21 protein-coding genes are annotated in these 26112 nt (G+C 68.4%); 9 read left to right on the top strand and 12 right to left on the bottom strand.

Annotation, left to right across the window (positions count from 1 at the left end):
- The first annotated feature begins 25 nt into the window (after positions 1-25).
- Genes FVD38_RS22105 through FVD38_RS22095 form a run of 3 tightly spaced genes read left to right on the top strand, consistent with a single transcriptional unit; the run spans position 26 to position 7299 of the window.
- On the top strand, positions 26-1813 hold the full coding sequence (locus tag FVD38_RS22105; protein WP_229493905.1) for an autotransporter assembly complex protein TamA: 1788 nt from the start codon (positions 26-28) through the stop codon (positions 1811-1813).
- Positions 1813-6270 (top strand): translocation/assembly module TamB domain-containing protein, encoded by a 4458-nt coding sequence (locus FVD38_RS22100; RefSeq protein ID WP_147936778.1) that lies wholly within the window; start codon positions 1813-1815, stop codon positions 6268-6270. Before FVD38_RS22105 ends, FVD38_RS22100 begins: the two co-directional genes overlap by 1 nt.
- Positions 6271-6282: 12 nt before the next feature.
- Positions 6283-7299 carry an RsiV family protein gene (locus tag FVD38_RS22095; protein WP_147936777.1) on the top strand — a complete coding sequence of 339 codons (1017 nt, stop codon included), beginning with the start codon at positions 6283-6285 and terminating at the stop codon, positions 7297-7299.
- Here the strand turns inward: FVD38_RS22095 and FVD38_RS22090 are convergent.
- The gene (locus FVD38_RS22090; protein WP_147936776.1) at positions 7274-7789 is read right to left on the bottom strand and encodes a DUF6622 family protein; all 516 of its coding nucleotides are present in this window, start codon (positions 7787-7789) and stop codon (positions 7274-7276) included. The genes FVD38_RS22095 and FVD38_RS22090 overlap by 26 nt on opposite strands.
- Positions 7790-7934: 145 nt before the next feature.
- Here FVD38_RS22090 and FVD38_RS22085 point away from each other — a divergent pair, with 145 nt between their 5' ends.
- Together FVD38_RS22085 and FVD38_RS22080 are read left to right on the top strand one after the other, a co-directional pair.
- Positions 7935-8234, top strand: a complete 300-nt coding sequence (locus FVD38_RS22085; protein ID WP_147936775.1) for a hypothetical protein — start codon at positions 7935-7937, stop codon at positions 8232-8234.
- Positions 8235-8284: 50 nt separating this feature from the next.
- Positions 8285-9199 (top strand): LysR family transcriptional regulator, encoded by a 915-nt coding sequence (locus tag FVD38_RS22080; RefSeq protein WP_147936774.1) that lies wholly within the window; start codon positions 8285-8287, stop codon positions 9197-9199.
- 133 nt (positions 9200-9332) lie between these two features.
- Here FVD38_RS22080 and paoC read toward each other — a convergent pair whose 3' ends face one another.
- The 5 genes from paoC to FVD38_RS22055 all read right to left on the bottom strand — a co-directional run bounded on the left by paoC (position 9333) and on the right by FVD38_RS22055 (position 15600).
- Complete coding sequence (paoC, locus tag FVD38_RS22075) at positions 9333-11531, bottom strand: aldehyde oxidoreductase molybdenum-binding subunit PaoC (protein WP_147936773.1); 2199 nt, start codon at positions 11529-11531, stop codon at positions 9333-9335.
- Between the two features lie 17 nt (positions 11532-11548).
- Positions 11549-12502, bottom strand: coding sequence for an FAD binding domain-containing protein (locus FVD38_RS22070; RefSeq protein ID WP_147936772.1), 954 nt, complete (start codon positions 12500-12502; stop codon positions 11549-11551).
- Positions 12499-13152: an aldehyde dehydrogenase iron-sulfur subunit PaoA gene (gene paoA / locus FVD38_RS22065; protein ID WP_147936771.1), complete on the bottom strand. Its 654-nt coding sequence runs from the start codon at positions 13150-13152 to the stop codon at positions 12499-12501. The genes FVD38_RS22070 and paoA overlap by 4 nt, the downstream gene beginning before the upstream one ends.
- 102 nt (positions 13153-13254) lie before the next feature.
- Positions 13255-14454 carry an MFS transporter gene (locus FVD38_RS22060; protein ID WP_147936770.1) on the bottom strand — a complete coding sequence of 400 codons (1200 nt, stop codon included), beginning with the start codon at positions 14452-14454 and terminating at the stop codon, positions 13255-13257.
- A gap of 96 nt (positions 14455-14550) precedes the next feature.
- Positions 14551-15600 (bottom strand): NAD(P)-dependent alcohol dehydrogenase, encoded by a 1050-nt coding sequence (locus FVD38_RS22055; protein ID WP_147936769.1) that lies wholly within the window; start codon positions 15598-15600, stop codon positions 14551-14553.
- A 145-nt stretch (positions 15601-15745) separates the two neighbouring features.
- Between FVD38_RS22055 and FVD38_RS22050 the strand changes: the two genes are divergently transcribed.
- The gene (locus tag FVD38_RS22050; RefSeq protein ID WP_229493903.1) at positions 15746-16717 is read left to right on the top strand and encodes an AraC family transcriptional regulator; all 972 of its coding nucleotides are present in this window, start codon (positions 15746-15748) and stop codon (positions 16715-16717) included.
- Here FVD38_RS22050 and FVD38_RS22045 read toward each other — a convergent pair.
- The 3 genes from FVD38_RS22045 to FVD38_RS22035 are packed head-to-tail and all read right to left on the bottom strand — an operon-like array spanning position 16712 to position 20550.
- Positions 16712-18913 (bottom strand): xanthine dehydrogenase family protein molybdopterin-binding subunit, encoded by a 2202-nt coding sequence (locus FVD38_RS22045; RefSeq protein WP_147936768.1) that lies wholly within the window; start codon positions 18911-18913, stop codon positions 16712-16714. The two genes, FVD38_RS22050 and FVD38_RS22045, sit on opposite strands and share 6 nt — an antisense overlap.
- Entirely contained in the window at positions 18910-19908 is a 999-nt protein-coding gene (locus FVD38_RS22040; protein WP_147936767.1) for an FAD binding domain-containing protein, read from the bottom strand. Before FVD38_RS22040 ends, FVD38_RS22045 begins: the two co-directional genes overlap by 4 nt.
- Positions 19909-19911: 3 nt before the next feature.
- Positions 19912-20550 (bottom strand): (2Fe-2S)-binding protein, encoded by a 639-nt coding sequence (locus FVD38_RS22035; protein ID WP_147936766.1) that lies wholly within the window; start codon positions 20548-20550, stop codon positions 19912-19914.
- Positions 20551-20747: 197 nt separating this feature from the next.
- On the opposite strand from FVD38_RS22035, the gene FVD38_RS22030 reads away from it, so the two are divergent.
- Positions 20748-22310, top strand: a complete 1563-nt coding sequence (locus FVD38_RS22030; RefSeq protein ID WP_147936765.1) for a GGDEF domain-containing protein — start codon at positions 20748-20750, stop codon at positions 22308-22310.
- Between the two features lie 13 nt (positions 22311-22323).
- On the opposite strand, the gene FVD38_RS22025 is transcribed toward FVD38_RS22030, so the two are convergent.
- Complete coding sequence (locus FVD38_RS22025; protein WP_147936764.1) at positions 22324-22929, bottom strand: TetR/AcrR family transcriptional regulator; 606 nt, start codon at positions 22927-22929, stop codon at positions 22324-22326.
- Between the two features lie 140 nt (positions 22930-23069).
- Between FVD38_RS22025 and FVD38_RS22020 the strand changes: the two genes are divergently transcribed.
- Positions 23070-24287, top strand: coding sequence for an MFS transporter (locus FVD38_RS22020; RefSeq protein ID WP_147936763.1), 1218 nt, complete (start codon positions 23070-23072; stop codon positions 24285-24287).
- A 5-nt stretch (positions 24288-24292) separates the two neighbouring features.
- On the opposite strand, the gene FVD38_RS22015 is transcribed toward FVD38_RS22020, so the two are convergent.
- Both FVD38_RS22015 and FVD38_RS22010 read right to left on the bottom strand, forming a co-directional pair.
- Positions 24293-24994 carry a YjjG family noncanonical pyrimidine nucleotidase gene (locus FVD38_RS22015; protein ID WP_147936762.1) on the bottom strand — a complete coding sequence of 234 codons (702 nt, stop codon included), beginning with the start codon at positions 24992-24994 and terminating at the stop codon, positions 24293-24295.
- Between the two features lie 64 nt (positions 24995-25058).
- Positions 25059-25253: a hypothetical protein gene (locus FVD38_RS22010; protein ID WP_147936761.1), complete on the bottom strand. Its 195-nt coding sequence runs from the start codon at positions 25251-25253 to the stop codon at positions 25059-25061.
- 119 nt (positions 25254-25372) lie between these two features.
- On the opposite strand from FVD38_RS22010, the gene FVD38_RS22005 reads away from it, so the two are divergent.
- Complete coding sequence (locus tag FVD38_RS22005; protein WP_147936760.1) at positions 25373-25891, top strand: CcdC protein domain-containing protein; 519 nt, start codon at positions 25373-25375, stop codon at positions 25889-25891.
- The last annotated feature ends 221 nt before the right edge of the window (positions 25892-26112 follow it).

The following is a 26112-nucleotide window of genomic DNA, read 5'->3' as shown; positions in this document are numbered from 1 at the left end:
CCAAGCGCTATTGGGTATCGGGGCAATGATGTTCGCCACCATCGTGTACGCGCAAGACACGCAAGGGGTCAACTATACGGTGCGCATTGACGCCCCCCGCGCCCTCGAAGAACTGCTCGAAGATAACCTCGACCTGATGCGCTGGCGCGGCAATGCGCGGGTCGACCTCGAACAGTTGCAGCGGCTGGTGAAAGAAGCGCCCGAGCAGGCGCGCACCCTGATCGCCACCGAGGGCTATTACTCGCCCAAGGTCTCGGCCGGCCTGGACACCAGCGGCGCGCAACCAGTGGCGCGCGTCATCGTCGACCCCGGCCAGCCGGTGCTGGTGGGCGACGTCGACCTGGTACTGCAGGGTTTCGCCCCGTTCGAGCAGGGCGGCGCGCCGTTCGACGCCAATGCCCTGCGCAACCGCTGGACCCTGCCGGTCGGCAGCCAGTTCCGCCAGGGCGACTGGGAAGGCGCCAAGCGCGGCCTGTTGCGCGACGTGGCGCAGACGCGCTTTCCGCGCGCGCGCCTGGTCGATACCAGCGCCACGGTCGACCCGGACTCGCGCCGCGCCCTGCTGCGCGTGGTGATCGACTCCGGCCCCGAGATGCGCTTCGGCGAGCTGCGCATCCGCGGCCTCAAGCGCTATCCGCGCGAGGTCATCACCAACCTCAACAAGATCAATCCGGGCGACGAATACAGCGAAGCCGCCCTGCAGGCCCTGCAATCGCGGGTGCAGGACACCGGCTACTTCAGCAGCGTCGAGGTCAGCACCGATATGCGCGCCGTGCTCAATGCCGAGATCGCCGACATCAGGGACGATGACGACGACGACGCCAACCCGGCCACGCCGCAGCCGCCAACCGGCCCGACCGTGCTGCCGGTGGTCGTGCGCGTGAGCGAGAACAAGCAGAAGAACGTCGAGGCTGGCGTCGGCTTCTCGACCGACACCGGCGCCCGCGCCTCGCTCGGCTACGACGACCTGAGCGTGTTCGGCAAGCGCTTCAAGAGCGACCTGATCTACGAACAGAAACGCCAGACCGCGAAGGGCGAATTCTTCTGGCCGACCTCGTCCAAGGGCCATAACGACAGCGTCAGCGCCGGCGTCGAACGCGAGGACGTGCGCGGCGAGATCACCACCCTGGCCAGCGTGGCCGCGCGCCGCACCTGGGGCTCGCCGCTGCTCGAGCGCAGCCTGACCATCGAGGCGCTGACCGAGAAACGCGAGGTCGAAGGCCTCGAGCCCACCCGCGCCAAGAGCCTGCCGCTCACCTACAGCATCACCCGGCGCAAGCTCGATAGCCTGATCCAGCCGACCAACGGCTATGTGTGGAACGCCCAGTTCGGCGGCGCCGTGCTGCCGATCCTGACCGACGAAAAATTCCTGCGCCTGTACCTGCGCGGCATCTACTACAAGCCGGTCGGCGCTGCAGGTTCGCTGATCCTGCGCGGCGAGACCGGCGCCGTGGCCTCGAAAGAGAAGCTGGGCGTGCCGAGCACCTTCCTGTTCCGCGCCGGCGGCGACCAGTCGGTGCGCGGCTACGGCTACCAGGAACTGGGCGTGCAAGAAAACGGCGCCACCGTCGGCGGGCGCTACCTGGCCACCGCCAGCGCCGAATACCAGTACTGGTTCAAGCCGCCCTGGGGCGTGGCCGTGTTCTACGACGTCGGCAACGCCGCCGACAAGTTCGGCGACCTCAATCCCAAGTCGGGCTACGGCGTCGGCGCGCGCTGGCGCAGCCCGGTCGGCCCGATCAATGTCGACCTGGCCTACGGCCACGCGGTGCGCAAGGCGCGCCTGCACTTCTCACTCGGATTCACGTTCTGATGGATATACCTGAAAACCACCAGGCGCCAGCGCCTGACCAGCCTCAGGCGCATAAAACCCGCCGCTGGCCGCGCCGCGTGGCGATCGGCGTCGTCGCCACCGGCGTCATCGTCGGCGGCACGCTGTGGTATCTCGGCCGCGAGACCACGCTGCAAATGATCGTCCAGCGCGTGGCCGACGCCACCGGCGGCAAGCTCACCGTCACCGGCGTTACCGGTTCGATCTACGGCGCCATGCACATCGAGCGCCTCGTGTGGCGCACCGACGAACAGATCGTCACGGCAGTCAAGATCGACGTCGACTGGTCGCCGTCGCAGATCCTGTCGGGCGGCATCCTGGTCGACAAGCTGTGGGCCGCCAGCGTGCGCATGCAGACGCTGAAGGAAACCGACGAACCGTCGGTGCTGCCGACGAGCCTCGCGCCGCCGTTCCGCATCGAAGCCGACGACGCACGGCTGAACCGCCTGACGATGGTGAACATCGCCGGCGCCGAAACGACTATCGACAATATCCGCGTGCGCGCCAAGGGCGACAAGCGCAGCTGGGTGGTGCAGGATGCCAAGGCCAGCACGCCCTGGGGCCAGGTGGCGGCCAACGCCACGCTCGGCGCCCAGCGTCCGTTCAAGATCGACGCCTCGGGCAGCCTCACGCAGTCGCAGGCCAGCGCCGGCGCCCGCGCCGCCCAGTTGCAACTGAAGGTCGGCGGCGACATCGAGAACGCGACCCAGATCGACGCCACCGGCCAGGCCGGGCGCGCCATCGGCGACGCCCATTTCACCATCGCGCCCTACGCCGAGATTCCGCTGCGCGCGCTGCGCATCAACGGCCGCAACCTCGATCCGGGCTTCTTCAACCCCGCCCTGCCGACCGCCGACCTGACCCTGGCCGTGGCCGGCAAGCTCGACGCCAACCGCAATATCAGCGGCAGCGTCGACATCACCAATACCGGGCCGGAAGGCACGATCGACCAGCAACGCCTGCCGCTGCGCTCCGCGCGCGGCCAGCTGGGCGGCAGCCTGGACGCGGTACGGATCTCCGACGTGCTGCTGGACTTCGGCGCCGCCGGCAAGTTCACCGGCACCGGCGGCGTCCAGCGCGAGAAGGACGAAGAAGGCATCGGCACCGCACGCTTCGCCCTGCAAACCGAGCGCTTCAACCTGCGCGAAGTCCATTCGGCGATGAAGCCAACCGCCATCAAAGGCAGCATCGCGGTGACCAACGAAGCCACGCGCCAGACCCTGGAAGCGAACCTGGCCGACGCCGGCCTGCGCCTGTCGGCCCTGGCGACATTGGAAAACAACGTCGCCACGCTCAAGGAAGCGCGCCTGAACGCGGGCCGCGGCAGCGTCACCGCCAGCGGCAGCATGAGCCTCGAGGGCGACAAGGCCTTCAAGGCCACCGCCAGCGCAAACCGCTTCGATCCGTCGGCCTTCGGCGACCTGCCCGTGGCCGACATCAACGCCACGATCAATGCCGCCGGTGCGCTCAGCCCCGAGTGGAAGGTCGACGCCGACTTCGCCGTGCGCCAGAGCCGCCTGATGAACCAGGCGCTGTCCGGCAGCGGCAAGCTGAGCGCGGACGCAAAACGCATCAGCGGCATCGACGCCAACCTGGCGCTGGGCCAGAACAAGGTCGATCTGAAGGGCGCCTTCGGCGGCGCCGGCGACCGCCTCAACTGGCGCCTCGACGGCCGCCAGCTGGCGGCGGTGCGCAGCGACCTGTATGGCGCGCTCACCGCCAACGGCGTCGTCAGCGGCACCATGGAAGCGCCGCGCACCACCTTCGAGGTCAACGCGCAAGACCTGGGCTGGGTTGCGGCCCAGCGCAAGACCGGCAGCGGCGTGCTGCGCGCCAGCGGCGAAGCCTGGCTTGGCGGCGCCGAGGGCGCGCGCGCGGTGGAAGTCAAGGCCAGCGGCAGCACCCAGCGCTTCAACCCGGCGGCCTTCGGCTCTCCGCTGGCCGGCAACATCAATTCGACCTTCAGCGGCAGCGGTCGCGCCGGCGCCGACTGGCGCGGCGCGCTCGATTTTAAACTGGCCGACGATTCGACCCTGGCCAACTCGCCGCTGCGCGGCCATGCGCGCCTGACGGCCGACCGTCGCCATGTGTCCAATGCCGACGTCGACCTGCGCATCGGCCCGAACGTCATCGCCGCCAACGGCGCCTTCGGTCTCGCACGCGATGCGCTCAACTGGAAGATCGACGCGCCGCAACTGGCGGCGCTCGGCCCCGAGTTCGGCGGCGTGCTGCGCGGCTCGGGCGTGTTGTCCGGCACCATGGACACGCCTTCGCTGACCGCCACGATCGAAGGCCAGAACCTCAAGGCACTGGGCACGCACAATGTGCGCTCGCTGCGCGCCAGCGCCAACCTGGGTTCGGGCCGTGGCGCGGCCGATCCGCTGGTCAGCAACGTGGAGGTGCTCGACTACGCCAGCGGCGAGACGCGTGTGGCGTCGGTGCGCCTGCAAACCGAGGGCACGCGCGGCCAACACACCGTCAAACTGTCGGCACTGGGCGACGCCTTCGACGCCAACACCGAAATCCGCGGCGGCTTCAATCGCGACACCTGGAGCGGCACCCTGGCCGCGCTGCAAAATCGCGGCCGCTACGCCATGCGCCTGCAGAACCCGGTGCCGGTTACGATCGCCGGCGCGCCGGGCTCCGGCATGAAAGGCCTGGCCAGCCCGGAACGCATCGCCTTCAACGGCGCCGTGATTGCGCTGCCGAACGGCAGCATCACGGTCGACACGCTCACCAAGGATGGCCCGCGCTGGAGTAGCCGCGGCCACGCCGACAAGGTGCCGCTCACCTATCTCGCGCAGTTCTCGCCGGCCCTGGCCGACAATGCGCGCGGCGACCTGACCCTGGGCGCGGCTTGGGTCGTGGACATGCGCGCGCCTGTCGCCAACGGCGCCGCGCCTTCGCTGGCCGGTAACGTGCGCGTGTTCCGCGAATCCGGCGACGCCATCGTCGGCGGCGACACGCCGGTGCCGCTCGGCCTGCGCCGGCTGGAAGCGTCGGCCGAAGTGGTCGGCAGCAGCCTGCGTGTGAACCTGGACTTCGACGGCGCCCGCACCGGGGTGGCGAAAGTCGAGGCGAATGCCCAGATGCTGAACGGCCGCCTCGAGCGCGACAGCCCGCTGCGCATGACGGCCAATGCCGACATCCCGTCGATCGCCTGGCTGGCCTCGCTGGCCGGCCAGCCGGGACTGGAACTCGACGGCGCGCTGCGCCTGGCCATGACGGGCAGCGGCACCATCGGCAGCCCTAGCCTGAACGGCAACCTCGATGGCGACAAGCTGGCGGTGCGCTGGGCCGAACAGGGCGTGCGCCTGCAGAACGGCGAATTGCGCGCCCAGCTCGGCGGCGACCAGCTGCGGGTCGAACGCCTGACCTTCCAGGGCCGCCAGGGCAGCGCCGCCGCCAGCGGCTTCGTGCGCTTCGCCGACGGCGCGCCGACCATGGACCTGCGCCTGAACATGCAGAAGCTCGAAGCGCTCTCACGCCCCGACCGCACCGTGATCCTCAGCGGCCAGGCTTCGCTGGTGCGCGACGCCAGCCGCTTCGCGCTGGAAGGTAAATTCCGCGCCGACCGCGCGCTGATCGAATTCGCGCCGCAAGGCACGCCGACCATTTCGGACGACGTGATCGTGCTGGGCCGCGGCGCCGAGAAGAAAACGCCGACTACCAAGGAAAAAGAAGTGCCGCTCACGGTCGACCTCGCGGCCGATCTGGGCGACGACTTCCACGTGCGCGCGATGGGCATCGACGCCTACCTGGCCGGCAATGCGCGGGTGCGCATGACGGGCGCCGGCCAGCCGCGCATTAATGGAACAATTCGGGCTGTCAATGGCACCTACGCCGCCTATGGCCAGAACCTGTCGATCGAGCGCGCGGTGCTGACCTTCAGCGGTCCTTACGACAACCCGTCGCTCGACATCCTGGCGGTGCGTAAGCGCCCCGAAGGCGAACAGCTCTCGGAAACCAATGTCGAAGCGGGCGTGCAGGTGCGCGGCACCGCGCAGTCGCCTACCGCGCGCCTGGTATCGACGCCGAACGTGTCGGACAGCGACAAGCTGTCCTGGCTGGTGCTGGGTCACAGCATGGAAGCGGCCAGCGGCGACCAGAAGGGCGTGCTGACGGCAGCCGCCAGCGCCCTGCTGGGCGGCAGCGGTGGCACCGGCGGCATCCAGTCCAAGATCGCCAACTCGCTGGGCGTGGATGAACTGGGGCTCAAGCAGGGCGCGGGCGGCGGCGATTCGTCGGGCCTGGAAAGCACCGTGGTCACGGTCGGCAAGCGCATCTCGTCGCGCGCCTACCTGAGCTTCGAGCAGGGCACCAGCACCGCCTCGAGCCTGGTGCGCCTGCGCTACAAGCTCACGCCGCGCATCGCGCTGCAGTTCCAGACCGGGACCAATAGCGCGCTCGACGTGCTGTATTCCTGGGCCTTCGACTAAGGACGCGCGGGATTGAGAGCGGCCGCCTGCCTCGTCCCTGCGCTGCTGGCGCTCACCGGCCCGGCCACGGCGCAAGACCATGGCGACCTGCTGCAGGCGCCGGAGCGGATCGAATGGGAGGCCGGCGGCCTGTACGAAGGCCGCTTCCCGGACGGCAGGCCGTTCCAGGTCGCGCTGGCCTACCCGGCGCCTGGCGGCCTGCCGGGTGACGCGGCGAAGATCATGGACAGCGCCTACTGGTTTCCGCGCGACTACACGGGCAAGGCCCGCAGCCTGGCAGTGCTGGAGGCGCCGGTCGGCGTGACGACCCTGGCGCCCCTTCTCGACTCCGGCGCCCAAGGGCCGGAGCGGTTTGCGGTCAATCTCGATGCCGACCGGCGCGGCGGCAAGGGTAGATGGCGGCAGGAAGATCCGGCCAAGACCTTGGCATTTTCGTTGAAGCGCATCGTGGCGTACCACGCGGTCGCGGTCACCCGGCCGTCGCCGCAGGCGCAGGCCGAGGGTTCGGACCAGCCATTCGTGTTTTCCGCCGTGTTCCCGGTGTTCGGGGATGAGGTGCTGGACACTTGGGTGCGCGATATGGCCGGCCGCTGCGATGCGGATACCGAATGCACCAACAAGATCCTGGTGCGCTGGCATTCGAAGGGCCAGCTGTCGCTCGACGCCAGCGCCTGGACCTTCGGCTATGGCGCCGCCCACGGCAACTACGCTTCATCGATGCGCCACTATGCGCTTGGCGGCGGCAAGGCCGTGCATACCCGTTTCACGGGCTTCGTCGATGCCGGCACGGCCTGTCGTGACAAGGTCTCGGCCACGCTCGTGGCCAGGCTGGCCGCGCAAGGATTGTCGTGGGCCGAACAAGGGACGCTGGACGTATTCAAGGAACCGAAGTTCATCCCGACGCCGACCGGCATCGAATTCCACTGGGACCCGTATGAAGTGGGCAGCTTCGCCCAGGGCATCCCGAGCGTGTTCCTGACCCGCGCCGCACTGGAAGGCTGCGTCAGGAACCTGCCGCACGGCGGTTGACGCAGGCGCGAGCGTCGAACCCGATGTCGCGCAGCAGGCGGCCCAGGAAGTAGCCGTTGAAGACGCCGAACATGGCGCACACCCCGGCCGCCACCGTCGGCTGGCCCGCCAGGTCCGGGCGTACGGCCAGCAGCACCGAAGTCAGGTACTTGAGCGTGAAGATCGACAGCATCAACACCAGCGGGACGACGCTGCCGGCCACGCGCACCCGGCCCAGCGCACTGCCTGGCGCCACGCGCACGCGGCCGAAGCGCCAGGCCAGCAGCGCCGCCGCGGCAAAAGCCGCCGTCCATGCGATGAACGCAGTCGCGTCGAAACCGAACTTGCGCGCGATATCGTGCAGGGACAGGATCAGCATCACCAGCGGCAGCACGAACATGCGGGGCATGGCAATCTCGCGCTCGCGCAGTTCGGCGACGCCGCGCCACACGAGGAAGGCGAGGATGGCCCAGACGTAGAGAGGGGTATGGCTCAGGATCTGGATCAGCATGGCGGGCTCCGGCAAGTGGTTGGAAGTGGCGCCAGTATGTCGGCCCGCCGCCCGGGCCATGCGACGATGCGACGAAGCGCCTCCGCCGCGGCGCGAAACGCATGTGCGCGGCGCGAAATTCGCCGCCGCCGGGTAGAATCCGCGCATGCCGCGCAAAAATCCCATCTTCCCTGGCCCACGCACCGCACGCGGCGCCGTGCTGGCCGTCCTGCTGTCGGGCGCCGACCAGGCTGGCGCCGAACCGCTGCGCGGCCGCGTGACCCTGGCCGCCATCGTCCGCGCGCTTAAGCGCAAATACCACTGGCCGATCGACACCACGAGCTTCCCGTCCAATGCCGCCGACGGCCGCGCCACCTGGGCCACGGTCTACAGCCTGCCGCAGGATGTCATCGATGCCGCGCTGGACGCGAAGGGCCGCGATTGGCTCAAAAGCACGAATCCATGAAAAATAATCATTGATGCACGGCCTGTTTGATGTTCCTGTATCATCAATCAATGGCCCGTGACAACATCAACGATATTCTCGTCTTTCTCGCCGTCGCCCGCGAGCGCAGTTTCACGCGCGCTGCGGCGAAACTCGGCATGACCCAGTCGGCGCTCAGCCACATCGTGCGCTCGCTGGAAGCGCGCCTGGGCGTGCGCCTGCTCACGCGCACCACCCGCAGCGTGTCGCCGACCGAAGCCGGCGAGCGCCTGTTGCAGAACGTGGGACCGCGGCTGGAAGAAATCGAGGCCGAGATCACGGCCGTCAGCGACCTGGGCGACAAGCCGGCCGGCACCATCCGCATCACCGCGATCGACCACGTGATCGACACGATCCTGTGGCCGCGCATCGCGCCGCTGCTGCCGCAATACCCCGACCTGCACGTCGAGATCAGTTCCGATTATCGCCTGATCGACATCGCCGCCGAACGCTACGACATCGGCGTGCGCCATGGCGACCAGCTCGAGAAAGACATGATTGGCGTACGCCTGACGGCGGAGGTGCCGATGCGGATCGTCGGCGCGCCCTCCTATTTCGAGCGGCGCCCGGTGCCCACTTCGCTGCAGGACCTCATGAAGCACAACTGCATCACCCTGCGCCTGCCCAGCAGCGGCGGGCTGTATGCGTGGGAACTGGCGCACGAAGGCCAGCCGCTGGACGCGCGCGTGCGCGGGCAGTCGGTGTTCACCAACGTCTATCACATGCTGGACGCCGCATTGCACGGCGTCGGCCTGGCCTTCCTGCCCGAGAGCCTGGTCGGCCCGCATTTGCAGGCCGGGCGGCTGGTGAGCGTGATGGACGACTGGTGTGTTCCCTTCGAACCCCTGCACGCCTTCTATCCCAGCCGCCGCCACTCCTCGCGCGCGCTGATGCTGGTGATCGACGCCATCCGCTTCAAGACCACTGGCAGTAACGACTCCCCATGAACGTCGTCCCCACGAAGGTGGGGACCCAAGTTCTGCATACGTCGTCGAAACGCTTGCAAGATTGGGTCCCCACCTGCGTGGGGACGACTTTTTTTAGGCTAACTTAAAAAGACTTCTGCCTAGCCTAACGGCATTAGGCCAGCGACGGCATCTTCTCCAGCATCTTGTCGAGCGTGACCGGATAGTCGCGCACGCGCACCCCGGTGGCGTTGTAGATCGCGTTCGCCACCGCCGCGCCGACGCCGCACAGGCCCAGTTCACCAATGCCCTTGGCCTTCATCGGTGACGTGGTCGGGTCGGTCTCGTCGATGAAGATCACCTCCTGGTGCGGGATGTCGGCGTGCACCGGCACCTCGTAGCTGGCCAGGTCGTGGTTGACGAAGAAGCCGTGGCGCTTGTCGACGGCCAGGTGTTCCATCAGCGCGCCACCCACGCCCATCGTCATCGCACCGATCACTTGGCTGCGCGCCGACTTCGGATTCAGGATGCGGCCCGCCGCGCACACCGACAGCATGCGCCGCACGCGCACCTCGGCCGTGGCGACGTCCACCGCGACCTCGACGAAATGGGCGCCGAAGGTCGACTGCTGCATCTTCTTTTCCAGGTCGCCGTATTCCATCGTGTCCTCGGCCACGATCGCGCCGCCCTTGGCCACCTCGGTCAATGGCACCGAACGCCCGCCAGCGCGCACGGCGCCGTCAAGGAATTCGGCCTTGGCCGCATCCAGCCCCGCCTTCTGCGCGATCTGCTCGCGCAGCTTGACGCAGGCCGCGTAGACGCCGGCGGTGGCGCTGTTGGCGCCCCACTGGCCGCCCGAACCGGCCGACACCGGATAATCCGAGTCGCCCAGGCGCACGTTGATGCGCTCGACCGGCAGGCCGAGCATCTCGGCCGCAGTCTGCGCGATGATGGTGTAGCTGCCGGTGCCGATATCGGTCATATCGGTTTCGACCGTCACCTTGCCGTCGCTTTCCAGGCGCACGCGCGCGGCCGACTTCAGGTTCATATTGTTGCGGAAGGCCGAGGCCATGCCCATGCCGACCAGCCACTGGCCCTCGCGCACCTGGCCGGGCTTGGCCTGCCGTTTATCCCAGCCGAAGCGTTCGGCGCCCTGGCGCAGGCACTGCACATAGCGACGCTGCGAGAACTTGCGGCCCGGCTTTTCGGGATCGACCGTGGTGTCGTTGACGACGCGGAAGGTGACCGGGTCCATCTTGAGCTTCTCGGCCATCTCGTCCATCGCCACCTCGAGCGCCATCATGCCCGGCGCCTCGCCCGGCGCGCGCATCGCATTCCCCTCGGGCAGGTCGAGCGTGGCCAGTTGCAGGCGCGTCAGGCGATGACCGCCCGCGTACAGAAAGCGGGTCTGCTGGACCGCGGTTTCCGGTCCGCCGCCCGGCAGATCGCCCGACCAGCTTTCGTGGGCGATGGCGTTGATGCGGCCTTCGCGCGTGGCGCCGATGCGGATGCGCTGGATCGTGGCCGGACGGTGGGTGGTGTTATTGATCATCAGCGCGCGCTGCAGCGCGACCTTGACCGGACGCTTGGCCGCGCGGGCGCCGAGCGCCGCCAGCACCGCCTCGGAGCGCAGGAACAGCTTGCCGCCGAAGCCGCCGCCGATATAGGGCGAGACCAGGCGCACGTTCCCGGCCGGGATGCCGAGCGTCTTGGCCAGGTCTTGCTTGCCCCAGTCGATCATCTGGTTCGAGGTCCAGACGGTCACCTTGTCGCCATCCCACGAAGCGATCGAGGCATGCGGCTCCATCATCGCGTGCGACTGGTCGGGCGTGGTGTAGGTGGCGTCCAGCTTGACCGGCGCGCCGGCGAAGGCGCCGTCGAAATCGCCGACCTTCGACTCGGCATCGCCGGTCTTGGGCGTGACCGCCGCGTTCATCGCCGCGGCCAGGTCGTATGAGCCGTTTGCCTTCGCGTACTCGACCTTCACCAGCGACGACGCGGCGCGCGCCTGCTCGAAGGTCTCGGCCACGACGACGCCGACCGCCTGGTGGTAGTGCTGCACTTCCGGGCCGGCCAGCAGGTGGGCGGTATTGAAGTTGCCCTTGCCCAGCTTGCCGGCGTTTTCGTAGGTGACGACGGCGATCACACCCGGCGCGCGGCGCGCCGCGGCGGTGTCGATCGACACGATGCGGCCCTTGGCGATCGCGGCGCCGATGACGTAGCCGTAGGCAGCATTCGGCGCTGCCGCATGCTGCTCGTAGGCGTAAGGGGCGGAGCCGGTGGTCTTCTGCGGGCCGTCGATGCGATCCAGCGGCTTGCCGACGACCTTCATCTGGTCGATCGGATTGGTGGTTTCTGGTTTGGTGAATTTCATGGTCTCAAGCCTTTCATTCAGCTCGCGCGGGCTTGCGCCAGGATGGCATCGAGCGTGCGCTCGACGAGCAGGATCTTGTACGCGTTGTCGTCGGTCGTGCGGGCGCCGGCCAGCAATTGCGCGGTGGTGGCCTTGCCGCCGCGCGGCAGCTGGCTTTCCGCCGCCGGCACGCGCCACGGCTTGTGCGCCACGCCGCCCACGGCCACGCGGCCGCTGCCGTCCGGCTGCACCACGGCCGCCACCGAGATCAGGGCAAAAGCGTAAGAGGCGCGGTCGCGCACCTTGCGGTAGTAGTGCTTGCCGCCCAGCGGCTTGGGCAGGGTCACCGCCGTGATCAGCTCACCCGGCATCAGGCTGTGCTCGATGTGCGGCGTCGTGCCCGGCAGGCGATAGAAGTCGGCGATCGGGATCGTGCGCGCGCTGCCGTCGGGCCGCACCGTTTCGACGCCGGCATCCAGCAATTGCATGGCCACCGCCATATCGCTCGGGTGCGTGGCGATACAGGCGGAGCTACTGCCCACGATCGCATGGCCGCGCGTGTGGCCGCCGATGGCCGAGCAGCCGCTGCCGGGCACGCGCTTGTTGCACGGCATATTGGTGTCGTAGAAGTAGGGGCAGCGGGTGCGCTGTAGCAGGTTGCCGGCGGTGGTCGCCTTGTTGCGCAACTGGGTCGAGGCGCCGGCCAGCAGCGCGCGCGACAGCACGGCGTAATCCTTGCGCACGCGCGCGTCGGCCGCCAGGTCGGTGTTGCGCACCAGCGCGCCGATGCGCAGGCCGCCCTCCTGCGTCGCCTCGATCTTGTCGAGCGCCAGACCATTCACGTCGATCAGGTGGGCCGGGGTTTCGATCTCGAGCTTCATCAGGTCGAGCAGGTTGGTGCCGCCCGCGATGAAACGCGTATTGGGGTTCCTGGCGGCGGTGGCCGCCGCTTCGGCCGGGGTCGCGGCCTTCTGGTAGCTGAATGCCTTCATGCCTTGACTCCTCCGACTTCCTTGATCGCGTCGATGATGTTCGAATAGGCGCCGCAGCGGCAGATATTGCCGCTCATGCGCTCGCGGATCTCGTCGACGGACAGCAGCGGCTTGGCGTTCAGGTCGCCGGTTACATGGCTCGGGATGCCCTGGCGGATCTCGTCGATCACCGCCACGGCCGAACAGATCTGCCCCGGGGTACAGTAGCCGCACTGGAAGCCGTCGTGCTTGACGAACGCCGCCTGCATCGGATGCAGCTTGTCGGGCGTGCCCATCCCTTCGATGGTGGTGATCTCGGCGCCGTCGTGCATGATCGCGAGGCTCAGGCAGGAATTGATGCGGCGGCCGTCGACCAGCACCGTGCAGGCGCCGCACTGGCCCTGGTCGCAGCCCTTCTTGGTGCCGGTCAGGTGCAGGTTTTCGCGCAGCGCGTCGAGCAGCGTGGTGCGGGTGTCGAGCGTCAGCTCGCGCGGCTGGCCGTTCACGCGCAGGGTGACCTTGCTGGTCACCGGCGCCGGCGTCTGGGCCGCGCCGGCTGCGCCTTGCGCCGCCTGGGCGCCTGCCAGCGGCAGGGCCGCCGCCGTCGCGCCGAGCGCGCCGCCGATCAGGACACCGCGCCGGGTCTGGTTGATGTTGGTGGAGTCGTCCATCAGGTATGCTTCCTTCTGTCAGCGGTTAAAAAATCCGGTTGATGTTACGGCAAGCCCTTACTTCGATTCATGAAGGACACGGCATAGGCTTATGTCCCTTGCTCATGAATCGGCATGGCGCGCCGACCGTGCCGCCAGCAGCGCAACGATGGCGGCGGCAACCAGCAGGCCCGCGCTCAGGTAAAAGGTCGCGCGATAGCCGCTGGCGTCGAACAGCAGGCCGCCCAGGGTCGCGCCGAGCATGATCGCGAGCTGGACCACGGCCACCATCAGGCCGCCGCCGGCTTCGGCGTCGCCAGGCAGGGTCTGGGCCAGCCAGGTCCACCAGCCGACCGGGGCCGAGGTCCCGACCAGGCCCCAGACCGCGAGCAGCACGGTCACCGCCGCCGCCGAATGGCCGAAGGCGACCAGCGCGCCGGCCACCAGCGCCATCGCGAGCGGCATTGCCACCAGCACCCGGTACAAGCGGTCCTTGAGCACGGCGCCGATCAGGGTCGTGCCGACGAAGCCGGCCACGCCCAGCACCAGCAGCATCAGCGACAGGGTCGCGGCGCTCACGCCGGTGACACCCTCCAGGAACGGGCGCAGATAAGTAAACAGTGCGAACTGCCCCATGAACAGCAGGCTTACCGCCGCCATGCCGAGGACGACCGCCGGCCGCCGCAACAGGCGCGGGATGCCGCCCGCCGCCGGGGCCTGGCTGGCGCGCAGCGCGGGAAGGCTGAACAGCAGCCAGGCGAGCGCGATCGCCGCCACCGGCACCAGGCAAAAGAAAGCGCCGCGCCAGCCGATGATGGCGCCGAGATAGCTGCCGGCCGGCGCCGCGATGACGGTCGCCAGCGCATTGCCGCCATTGAGCAGGGCCAGGGCGCGCGGCACGTCGCGCGCGGGCACCAGGCGCATGACGGTCGCCGCCGACATCGACCAGAAACCGCCGATGGCAACGCCGATCAGCGCGCGGCCGACCATGAACAGGAAGTAGTTGGGCGCGAACGCGGCCACGGTGCCGGAGACGATCATCAGGCAGGTCAGGCCCAGCAGCAGGATCTTGCGATCGAGCCGTCCGACAATCGAACCGAGGAACAGGCTGGTAAACAGCGCGAAGAGGCCGGAAATCGCGATCGACTGGCCGGCCTGGCCTTCGCTGATGCGCAGCTCGGCCGCCAGCGGCGTGAGCAGGCTGACCGGCATGAATTCGGAGGCGACCAGGGCGAAGGCGGCGAGCGACATCGCCATCACGGCGCCCCATGCCGCGGGCTGGGCCGGCTTGCTGTCGCAAGCGGCGGAAATGGTTGGATTCATTGTTTAGCGAACAGAGGATGATGCTGAATCAGCAGCGATGCGGGGCGACGCGAACGCCGCCCGAGCGACCCGCACTGCTGCGGGCCAGAGGATGAATCAAGCGGCCAGGCTGGCGTTATCGATCACGAAGCGGTACTTGACGTCGCCCTTGAGCATGCGCTCGTAGGCGCCGTTGATATCGTCGGCGCGGATCATCTCGATGTCGGCCACGATGCCGTGCTCGGCGCAGAAGTCGAGCATTTCCTGGGTTTCCGGAATGCCGCCGATCATCGAGCCGGCGATCGCACGGCGCTTCGTGATCAGGTTGAATACCTGCGGCGACGGATGCGGCGATTCGGGCGCGCCGACCAGCACCATGGTGCCGTCGCGCTTGAGCAGGTTGAGGAAGGCGTCCAGGTCGTGCGGCGCGGCGACCGTGTTGACGATCAGGTCCAGGCGCTGGGCCTGGGCCGCCATCGCGGCCGCATCCTTCGAGATCACGACTTCGTCGGCGCCCAGGTCCAGGGCATCCTGGCGCTTCGATTCCGAGGTGGTGAAGGCGACCACGTGGGCGCCCAGGGCGTGCGCCAGCTTGATGCCCATGTGGCCCAGGCCGCCGATGCCGACGATGCCCACGCGCTTGCCGGGGCCGGCGTTCCAGTGGCGCAGCGGCGACCAGGTGGTGATGCCCGCGCACAGCAGCGGGGCCACGGCGGCCAGCTGCTCCTGCGGATGGGTCACGCGCAGCACGAAGCGCTCGTTGACCACGATCTGCTGCGAATAGCCGCCCAGCGTGTGGCCCGGCGCATCCGCGGTCGGGCCGTTGTAGGTGCCCACCATATTGTCGCAGTAGTTCTCGAGGCCTTCGCCGCAATCCGCGCACGCCTTGCAGCTGTCGACCATGCAGCCGACGCCGACCAGGTCGCCGACCTTGTGGCCGCTCACGTGGGCGCCGACCGCCGACACGCTGCCGACGATCTCGTGGCCCGGCACGCAGGGGTACAGGGTGCCGGCCCATTCGGCGCGCACCGTGTGCAGGTCGGAGTGGCAGACGCCGCAGAAATCGATGTCGATCTGGACGTCGTGGGCGCCGGGTGCGCGGCGGGTGATGTCGAGCGATTCGAGGGGTTTGTCGGCGGCATGCGCGCCGTAGGCTTTGATGGTCATGAGATTTTCCGTATCGTTCAATAATTGTTATGGCGAACGCACGGTCGCCGGCGGCGGACGTGGCGCGATTTGTCAGGTGAGCATGGTAGCGGCAAACCCATGCCCGAAACGGGTCCGAACTTGACTGGGCTTATGAGCCTGGTTCATGAATGTGCTGCGCTGGACAGCCGCGCCAACCGGCGGCACACTATCGGCCATGAACCAGGAATTACTCGACGCCGTTGCCACCTATGCCCGTGCCCACGCGAATCGCGACGGCCTGGCGCTCACGCCCATCCCGGGCCTGCGCATGATGTGTCTCGACCAGCCGGGCGACAAGCTCGAGTCGACCTACCGGCCGCTGGTCTGCCTCGTGCTGCAAGGCGAAAAGCACTTGCTGGCGGGGCGCCAGGAAAAGCTGTGCGCCGAAGGCCAGGCGATTATCGTAAGCGCCGACCTGCCGGTGACGGGCCAGGTGGTGACGGCATCCAGGGAGCGTCCGTATATCGCGCTGGCGATCGAACTCGACATGGCCCTGCTGTCCGAGCTGGCCGACCAACTGCGCGAGACCAGGCCAAGTCCGCCCGACCCGGCGGCGACACTGCTGGTCCAGGATGTCGACGCGGCGATCCTCGATTGCGCGCGCCGCCTGATGCACCTGGTCGCGCACCCCGAGGCGGTGGCGATCCTGCATCCCGGCCTGGTGCGCGAACTGCATTTCTGGCTGCTCAACGGCGCGCATGGCCGCCAGTTGCGCGCATCGATGGCGCCCGAGGCGCATCCGGTGCGGCTGAACCGCGCGGTGGCGATGCTGCGCCTGTCTTACCACCAGAAGCTGCGGGTCGAGGAACTGGCCCAGGCTGCGTCGATGAGCCTGTCGGCCTTCCACAAGCACTTCAAGGACTACACCTCGCTCACGCCGGTGCAGTACCAGAAGCGCCTGCGCCTGATCGAGGCGCGGCGCCTGATGCTGTACGAGGGAGCCACCGCCAACAAGGCGGCGTTCGAGGTCGGCTACGAAAGCAGCTCGCAGTTTACGCGCGAGTATGCGCGCCTGTTCGGCGCGCCGCCGCGGCGCGATGCGCGGCGTCCGGCCACCGTTGCGGCGCCGGAGTTCGTGGCTGAGGCTACTCTATAAAACGTCCTCGATCCGGATCGGCAGCCGGCGGATGCGTTTGCCGGTCGCATGATGCACCGCATTGGCGATCGCCGCCGCCACGCCCACCATCGCCACCTCGCCCAGTCCCTTGACGCCGCTCGCGTTGAGCAGCGGGTCGGGCCGGTCGATGAAGCCCACGTCGATGTGCCCGATGTCGGCATGCACCGGCAGCACGTACTCGGCCAGGTCGGCATTCAGGAAGCCGCCGTAGCGCGGATCGACTTCGCTGATTTCGCGCAGGGCGGCGCCGATGCCCCACACCACGCCGCCGCGCACCTGGCTGTCGGCCGTCACCGGGCTCACCACGCGGCCGCAATCGATCATGCTCACCACGCGCGGCACGCGGATGCGGCGCGTCACCGGTTCCACGTTCACCTCGACGAAGTGGACCGCATAGCTCATCGATACGAATTCCGGATACACCGGCCCCGCCGGCGCCGGCATGCCGCCCTCCAGGCGGCCGTAGACGGCGTCCGGCTGGCCCGGCGCCTTGCGCCGCACCTCGGCCTCGATGCGCTCGCGCTGCGCCAGCGCCAGCACCTCGGCCGGTCTCAAAACAGGATCGTGGCCAGGCGCCAGCTGCGCCAGTGCGTCCAGCAGCGCCTGGGCGGCTTCTTCCGCCGCCGGCACCACGCTGGCAGTGCCCCAGGAGCCGGCGGTCAGGTGCTGGGGCGCGCCGCGGGTGTCGCCGATCTGGATCACCAGCGCCTGCGGATCGACCCGCAGCCGGCGCACCAGCACATTGGCGATCGCGGTGCGCATCCCCTGCCCCATCTCGTGGCCGGCCACCGTGAACAGGATGCGGCCGTCGCGGGTGGCGGCGATGCGCGCGATCGCCGGGCTGGTCGCGGCCTTGTAGGCGCCGCAGGCCACGCCCCAGCCGATGGCGGCGCCATCCGCCGCCTTCATCGAGGCGGGGCGTGCATCGCGCCGGCTCCAGCCGAAACGGCGCGCGCCTTCGCGCAGGCATTCGGCCATGAAGCGCGAGGACAGCGGCTTGCCACTGAGCGCGTCGGTCTGCGTATCGTTGCGCAGCCTGAGTTCCACCGGGTCGATGGACAGTTGCTGGGCCAGTTCATCGATCGCCGATTCGAAGGCGAAGGACGCCGGGTGCTCGAACGGCGCGCGCATATAGCCCGGCGTCTGCACGTCGGTGCGCACCAGCCGCTCACGCCCGCGGAAATTCGGGATGCCGTACAGGCGCGCGCTCATGTCGGCGTACGAGGCCGGGAACAGGTCGTGGCGCGAAGTCTGCTGGTCGGCTTCGTGGATGGCCGCCAGAATCTTGCCGGAGGCGTCGGCGCCCAGCAGGATGTGGTGGCGGCTGGCCGGGCGGAAGCTGGCGTCGTGGAACAGCTGGCTGCGCGGCACCACCAGCTTGACCGGCTGGCCGAGCCTGCGCGCCGCCACCGCCGCGAACAGGGTCTGCATCTGCAGCGAGTTCTTGAGGCCGAAGCCGCCGCCGCACTGCGGCGAGATCACTTCGATACGCGCCGGGTCGAGGTTCAACTGGCGCGCCAGGCCGTGGCGGATCGCCCCGCTGTTCTGCGTGCCCTCGTGGATTACCAGCGTGCCCTTGCGCCACTCGGCCACGGTCGACACCAGCTCGATCGGGTTCTGGTGCTGGGGCGGGTGCAGGTACTCGGCATCGATCTTGTGCGCCGCGCCGGCGTAGGCGGCGTCGGCGTCGCCCGCCACCTTGTCGGCGAACATCTGCTGCGGCAGCGGCGAACCCTGTTGCGGCACGATGTCCCTGGCCGGCGCGTCCAGCGTCACCTGGAATGGCTGCTCGTCATACTTCGCCCGGATCAGCCAGGCCGCTTCGAGCGCCGCCTCCAGCGTGTCGGCCACCACCAGCGCGATCGGCTGGCCGCGATACGCGATTCCTGACTCCAGCATCGGCTGCATGCTCTGGAAGGCGAAGCCGCCGCCCAGCACGTGACCGGCCGGCTTGTACTCGCCCATGTCGGCGTGGGTCAGCACCAGCCGCACGCCCCCTACCTCCCGCGCGGCGCGGGTATCGATGGACCGCACCGCGCCGCGGTTGATGGTGGACACCGCCAGCGCCGCATGCAGCATGCCGGGCAGCGCCTGGTCGGCCGCGTACAGCGCGGCGCCGCGGACCTTGTCGCGCGCGTCGATGCGCGGCTGTTTGGGGAATGCCGAATCGTTCATATTGAAGTCCTTTGTGCTGCGATCATCAGCGCGTCGGCCACCGTGCGGGCGCCGAGCTCGATACGGAAGGCGTTGTGGTGTCCGGCCCTGGCATCCGCGAAGGCGGCGAAGCCGGCCGCCAGCGCGGTCTCGATGGTCAGTTCGCGGCCGGCCAGTCCCTGCTCGGCCAGGCGCGCACGCCACGGCTTGGTGGCGACGCCGCCCAGCGCGATGCGGGCCTGCGCGACCCGCTTGCCGTCCATAGTCAGGGCCACGGCGGCCGAGCTGAGGGCGAAGGCATACGATTCGCGGTCGCGGATCTTGTGATAGGTCGAGGCCCGCCCGAGCGGCGTGACCGGCACCCGGATACTGGTGATGATCTCGCCCGGCGCCAGCGTGGTCTCGAGGTCGGGCCGGTCGCCCGGCAACCGGTGCAGCGCCTCCACCGGGATGCTGCGCACGCCGCTCGGGCCCAGCACGTCGAGTACGGCGTCGAAGGCGACCAGGGCGACGGCGAAGTCGCCGGGATAGGTGGCGATGCAGCTGGGGCTCGTTCCCAGCAGGGCATGCCCGCGGTCGATGCCGTCCAGCGCCGCGCAGCCGCTGCCCGGCTGCCGCTTGTTGCAGGCGAACGGCTCGCCGCCGCGAAAATAGGCGCAGCGCGTGCGCTGCAGCACGTTGCCGCCCAGGCTCGCCATATTGCGCAGCTGCTGGGAGGCCGCACGCCACAGCGATTCCGACAGCGCCGGATAGTCCTTGACCAGGCGCGGGTCGGCCGCGACGTCGCTCATGCGCGCCAGGCTGCCGAATACCAGCTCGCGCGCGCCGGACGTGTCGAAGGCGCGCAATTCCTCGATCGCGTTGATGTCGACGATGGCCGACGGACGCTCGACGCCGAGCTTCATCAAGTCGTACAGGGTGGTGCCGCCGGCCATCAGGCGCGCTTCCGGATAAGTGGCCATGGCTTGCACGGCCTGCTCGGGCGAACGGGCGCGGATCAGGGTGAATTCACGCATGGCTCACACCTTTCCCATCTCGCCGGCGGCCTGGCCGATGGCGGCCACGATGCCGTTGTAGGCGCCGCAGCGGCATAGATTACCGCTCATGTATTCCTTGATCCGCTCGGGCGAGCCCGCGTTACCCTCGCACACGCAGGCGATCGCCGCCATGATCTGGCCCGGCGTGCAGTAGCCGCACTGCAGGGCGTCGTGGTCGATGAAGGCTTGCTGCATCGGGTGCAGGCTGCCGTCGGGCCGCTGCAAGCCTTCGATGGTGTCGACCCGGCGGCCCTCGAGCTGCAGCGCCGGCGTCAGGCACGATACGACGCGGCGGCCGTCGACGTGGATGGTGCAGGCGCCGCACTGGCCATGGTCGCAGCCCTTCTTGGCGCCGCTCAAGCCAAGACGCTCGCGCAGCAGGTCGAGCGCCGACGTCCTGGGATCGACCGTCAGCGCGCGCTGCTCGCCGTTGACCACGACGCTGAGCGGCACGCCGCCGGTGTGGACTTCCAGCGCGGCATCCACGGGCTGGGCCTGGGCTTCGCCGGCACTGACGGCGCCGCTCGCCGCGGCCACCGACAACACCGACAGCACGAACTCGCGCCGGTTGACCTGTGTCGCCTGGGGAGGCAGGCTGGATGGATCGGTGCCGGTCGTCATGGCGAACTCCTTCTGGAATGGGATAATGCCGAGAATGTAGACCAGGCTTCGCGCGCGCACGAGCCGCACCAAACGAAAAGGCAACAACTGCGCAGGATCAGGCAAGCGCAGGCGCGCCAGCGCAGTCCGGCGACAGGGTTTTCTTTCTAATGGCACAATTTTTGGACAGCATCGCAACCCTGTTCTGGTGAGGCGCATTGAATTCATCCACCGACAACCTGGATACCCACGTCGATCGCCTGAGCGGCAAGCGGCGCCCGGTCGTGCGCCTGGTGATGGCGGCCACCGCCCTGGGCTGCAGCCTGCTGGTCGCATTCGCGGCCTGGTTCATCTGGTCGTCGCGGCATACGCAGATCCAGCAGACCGAAGTGGCCACCTCGAACGTGGCGCGCATGGTCGGAGTCCAGGTCGAGACCGCGATGAAGGCCACCACCATGGCGCTGGCGAACGTGGTCGAGCGGGTGGAGCATGACGGCGCCGATGCGGCCGCGATGAAGCGGCTGCAGGCCCACCTGGTCGTGCTGACCAGGACCACGCCCGAGCTGCACGGGATCTTCGTGTATGCCGCCGACGGCCGCTGGCTCGCGTCCTCGCTGACCGGAACACCCCAGGGCGACAACTCGGACCGCGCCTATTTCCAGCACCACCGCACCCATGCCAGCCGCGACATCTATGTGGGCCATCCGGTTCGAAGCCGCTCCACCGGCGTCTGGGTGCTGCCGATCTCGCGCCGCATCGACCACCCCGACGGCAGCTTCGCCGGCGTGGCGCTGGTGACCCTGAAGGTGAATTTCTTCGAACGCATCTACGACGAGCTGGACGTCGGCAAGACCGGCACGGTCCTGCTGGCCCTGGAAGACGGCACGGTAATCTACCGCCGCCCTTTCGACGACAAGCTGATCGGCACCAATCTCGCGGGCGGCGCGATCTTCAAGGCCATCAGGGACAATGCGGTCGGCTCGGACTTCCTGGTCGCCCGGATCGACAATATCGAGCGGCTGTACAGTTACCGCCGGGTTGACGACTTCGCCTTCGTGATCGCCGTCGGCCAGACCAAGGACGAGCTGCTCGGTCCCTGGAAGCGTTCGAGCATGCTGATCGGCGCCGCGGTCGTGCTGATCGCCGCCGTGTTCGCGCTGTTCGCCCGCAAGCTGATCCGGCAATTCGCCATCCGCGACCGGCTCGACCAGAAGCTGCGCGCCTACTCGCACGACCTGCGGCGCGACAACCTCGGGCTGCAGGAGCTGGCCCATACCGACAAGCTGACGCAGCTGGCCAACCGGCGCCGCTTCGACGAGGTGCTCGCACATGAACTGCGCCATGCGCGGATTGCCGGCACCCCGACCGCCCTGCTGCTGCTGGACGTGGACTACTTCAAGAAATTCAATGACCGCTACGGCCATCCGGCCGGCGACGCCTGCCTGCAGGAGGTCGGCCGCATCCTGGCGGCCCAGGTCAACCGCAACCGCGACCTGCCGGCACGCTACGGCGGCGAGGAGTTCGGGGTGATCCTGCCGGATACCGAACTGGCCGGCGCGCTGGCGGTGGCGGAACGGCTGCGCCATGAGATCCAGGCCCTGCAACTGCCGCACCAGGAGTCGCCGTCCGGCGTCGTCACGGCCAGCATCGGCGTCACGGTCCTCGTCCGGGCTTCCGGCGGCGATGCGGATTCGGGGGAGCTCGTCGCGCACGCCGACCGGCATCTGTACAACGCGAAGCACGCGGGCCGCAATCGGGTGGACGCCGGTCCGGCGACGTGAAGCTGCATACGCGCTAGCGCGAGGCCGCGTCCCACAACCTCATCACCTGCGTGATGGCCGCATCCAGGCTTGCATGCGTCGCACCGTCGCGTGCCAGCGTCGACAGGCCGGTCAGGAAGCTGTCGAACACCGTGGCCAGCGCCTGCGGGTCGGTCGCGGGCGCGAGCTGACCGTGCGCGATGCCGCGCTCGACGCAGGCCAGGATGCCGGCGCGCGTGCGCGCGCGCGATGCGCCCAGCGCGGCCGTCACTCCCTCGTTTCCAGCGCCGCTCGCGCTCATCACGCCCAGCGACACCATGCATCCTTGCGGGTGGCCCTCCTCGCACTGCATCGCCGCTGACCGCCTGAGCGCCAGCTCGATGGCGGCGCGCGGTGCGAGGTCGGCATCCCACAGGCATTCCGTCACCCGTCCATGGGACGTGAGGTAGCACGTCACCGCTTCCTGGAACAGCGCCTCCTTCGACGCGAAGGCGGCGTAGAAGCTCGGCGCCGAAATGCCCAGGCCCGCCTTCAACTGGCTGAGCGAGGTCGATTCATACCCGTGCTCCCAGAACAGGTGCATCGCGGTCTTGACCGCCGCGCTGCGGTCGAATTGTCGGGGGCGGCCCATTGTCGCCATGTCGTTCTCCTTTTCACACGATTTCAATACTAATCGGTACAAAAGTCGTTGACAAGCCATGCTTGTCCGAATTACATTTATACCGATCGGTACATAAGTAGCCTGCCAGCCTGGCCGGTTCATCGTCTACAGGAGTCTTGATGGAAGCAATACATACCCCCCGCCCGGCCGTCCGCGCCGGCAGCCTGCCGGTCGCGGCGCTGCTGGCCCTGGCCATGACCGGATTCATCTGCATCGCCACCGAAACCCTGCCGGCCGGCCTGTTGCCGCTGGTCGCCGAGGGTCTCGGCGTGACCAGTTCGATGGCCGGACAGACCGTGACCGCCTATGCCCTCGGCTCGGTGCTGGCCGCCATTCCGCTCACCATCGCCACCCGCGGCTGGCGCCGCCGCAGCGTCCTGTTGCTGACCATCGTCGGTTTCCTGGTCTTCAATACGCTGACCGCGCTGTCGTCCGATTTCACGCTCACCCTGGCGGCGCGCTTCTGCGCCGGGATGGCTGCGGGCCTGGCCTGGAGCCTGCTGGCCGGCTACGCGCGCCGGATGGTCGCCGTCCACCAGCAGGGGCAAGCCATGGCCATCGCCATGGTCGGTACCCCGATCGCACTGTCGCTGGGCGTGCCGCTCGGCGCCTGGCTGGGCGGCGCGGTCGGCTGGCGCACGGCGTTCGGCCTCATGTCGGCGCTGTGCGTGGTGCTGGTGGTGTGGGTGGTGGCCAAGGTGCCCGACTACCCCGGCCAGTCCGACCGGCAGCGCCTGCCGCTGCGCAAGGTGCTTGCCACACCGGGCGTGCGTCCGGTGCTGGCGACCGTGATCGCGTGGATGCTGGCGCATAACATCCTGTACACCTATATCGCGCCGTTCGTGGCGCAGGCCGGGCTGGCCGGGCGCGTGGACGTGGTCTTGCTGGTGTTCGGCATCGCCGCGCTGGGCGGAATCTGGATCGCCGGCCGGCTGGTGGACAGCCACCTGCGCGCCACCGTCCTGGCCAGCCTGGGCGGCTTCGCCATCCTGTCCCTGCTGTTCGCCTGGCAGTCGGCGGCGCCGCTGGTCGTGTACGCGGGCGTGGCCGCTTGGGGCCTGAGCTTCGGCGGCGCGGCCACCCTGCTGCAGACGGCGCTGGCCGATGCCGCGGGCGATGGCGCCGACGTGGCGCTGTCGATGAACGTGGTGGCATGGAATGCCGCGATCGCGGGCGGTGGCCTGCTCGGCGGTTTCCTGCTCGACCGCTGGGGCGCGGCGTCCTTCCCATGGTCGACCGCCCTGCTGGCGGCGATCGGCTTCGCAATCGCCTGGTCGAGCAGGACGCACGGCTTGCGGCCCGGCGCCCGTAGCGGCCCGGTCGTCGCCGGGCACTGAGCCGATCAGGCGGCGGCCAGGCCGCGCAGTGAAGCGACGATATCGTGCAGGCTGGCGACCTCGCAGCTCGGGATCGCTTGCGAGTCGTTGGCCAGGCGATCGGGATTGAACCAGCAGCTCTCGATGCCGAAGCGGTTGGCGCCGAGGATGTCGGCGTCCAGGCGGTCACCGACGATCACGGTCTCGTGCTTGGCGAAGCTGCGCGCCATCTTGCTGGTGAACTCGAAGAAGCGGCTGTCGGGCTTGGCGAAGCCGCAGGCTTCGGAGGTGGCGACGAAGGACAGGTGGCCCTGCAGGCCCGAACTGGCGATGCGGCGGTGCTGGATCTGGTGGGCGCCATTGGTGATGATGCCCACTTCGCCGATGCCGGCCAGGGTTTCGCACAGCTGGGCGGCGCCGTCGACCAGCACCACGGTATCGGCCAGCGATTCGATGTACAGGTCGCTGGCGCGCTGCGGATCGATCTCGATGCCGTTGTCCGCGAAGGTCTTGCGGAAGCGCTCGACCTTGAGGAAGTCCTTGGTGACGGTGCCTTGCTCAAAATGGCGCCACAGCGCGAGATTGGTCACCTGGTATTGCTGGAACAAAGCGCCGACCTGCTCGCGCACGCCCAGTTGGTCCATGGTGCGCATGAAGGAGCGCTGTTCGGAGGCGCGGAAATCGAGCAGGGTGTCGTCGAGGTCGAACAGGAAAAGTCGGTGTTTCATTACGTCGGGATGAGAGTACAACTATGACTTCATGGTAGCACGCTCATCCGGGACGCGCTCCGAGTCAGCTCGGTTTGGGATCGGGCACCGGTTCTTCGTCGTGCGGCAGGTGCACCGGCTGGTGGTGCGGGTGCGGGGTGTCGAAGGGCTCGGGCACAGGTTCTTCGATCGGGGCCGGATCGGGCGCCCGATGAGCGTGGATCGGAATGCGCGGCGGCATCCGGTTAATGCGATGGACGGCATGAGGGGCGGCGTGCATGATGCGGTCTCCTTGCAGGAATGCGGTTCGGGCTACCTTATCATGCGGCCCAACGACGCGGCGCGCGCCGGCAGTGGGCTACAATGCGGTTTTTCCTGAACACAGCCTTTTCGCCGCACATGGAATTCTCGATCACGACCCTGGCCCTGCTCGTCCTGACCCCGCTGCTGGTGTGGCGCATCTACAGCCGCATCAAGAAGCAAATGCAGCGCCAGCGCTCGATCGGCTCACGCCACTACACCGGCGTGCTGGTATTCGGCGCGATGATCCTGGTGCCGCTGACGCAGCTGTTCGACACGCCCTACAACCTGGCGGCGCTGCTGGTCGGCGCCGGCGGCGGCATCGGCTATGCCGTCTGGGGCCTGAAATTGACCCGGTTCGAGGAAACCCCGCAGGGCTACTTCTTCACGCCGCCGGCGCGCCTGGGGCTGGTGATGTCCATGATCCTGGTGGCGCGCCTGCTGTATATCGGCATCGAGGTGTATGCCAACCAGGGCAAGGGCATTCCGACGCAACAGCTGACTGACAGCCCGCTGACCATGCTGTGCGTGGGGATCACGGCGGGTTATTTTGGCTACTATTCGGCGGCGCTGCTGCGCTGGCGGCGGCGGGTGCGCAAGGCGATCGATCAGGTTTGATCGTGCGCGGTATGCGGGCGACTTAGGTTCCCGCCAAGGCGCCCGGCGAGGGCGGGAACGACGTTGTTTTGCTTAGCGGGCCAGATACGGCGGCTATTTCGGACACGTACCTAAACACGTCGTTCCCGCGAAGTGATGTGACCCCTTAAACTGAGACGGTTGGATGCTCGCTTAGACGGCCTGGGTTCTGTACTGCACAGGACTCAGGCCGTTCAGTTTGA

Source organism: Massilia arenae (genome assembly GCF_008014745.1).
GTDB classification, from domain to species: domain Bacteria; phylum Pseudomonadota; class Gammaproteobacteria; order Burkholderiales; family Burkholderiaceae_D; genus Telluria; species Telluria arenae.
Note: the sequence above shows the minus strand (reverse complement) of the source record. Positions and strands in the feature narration are given on the sequence as shown.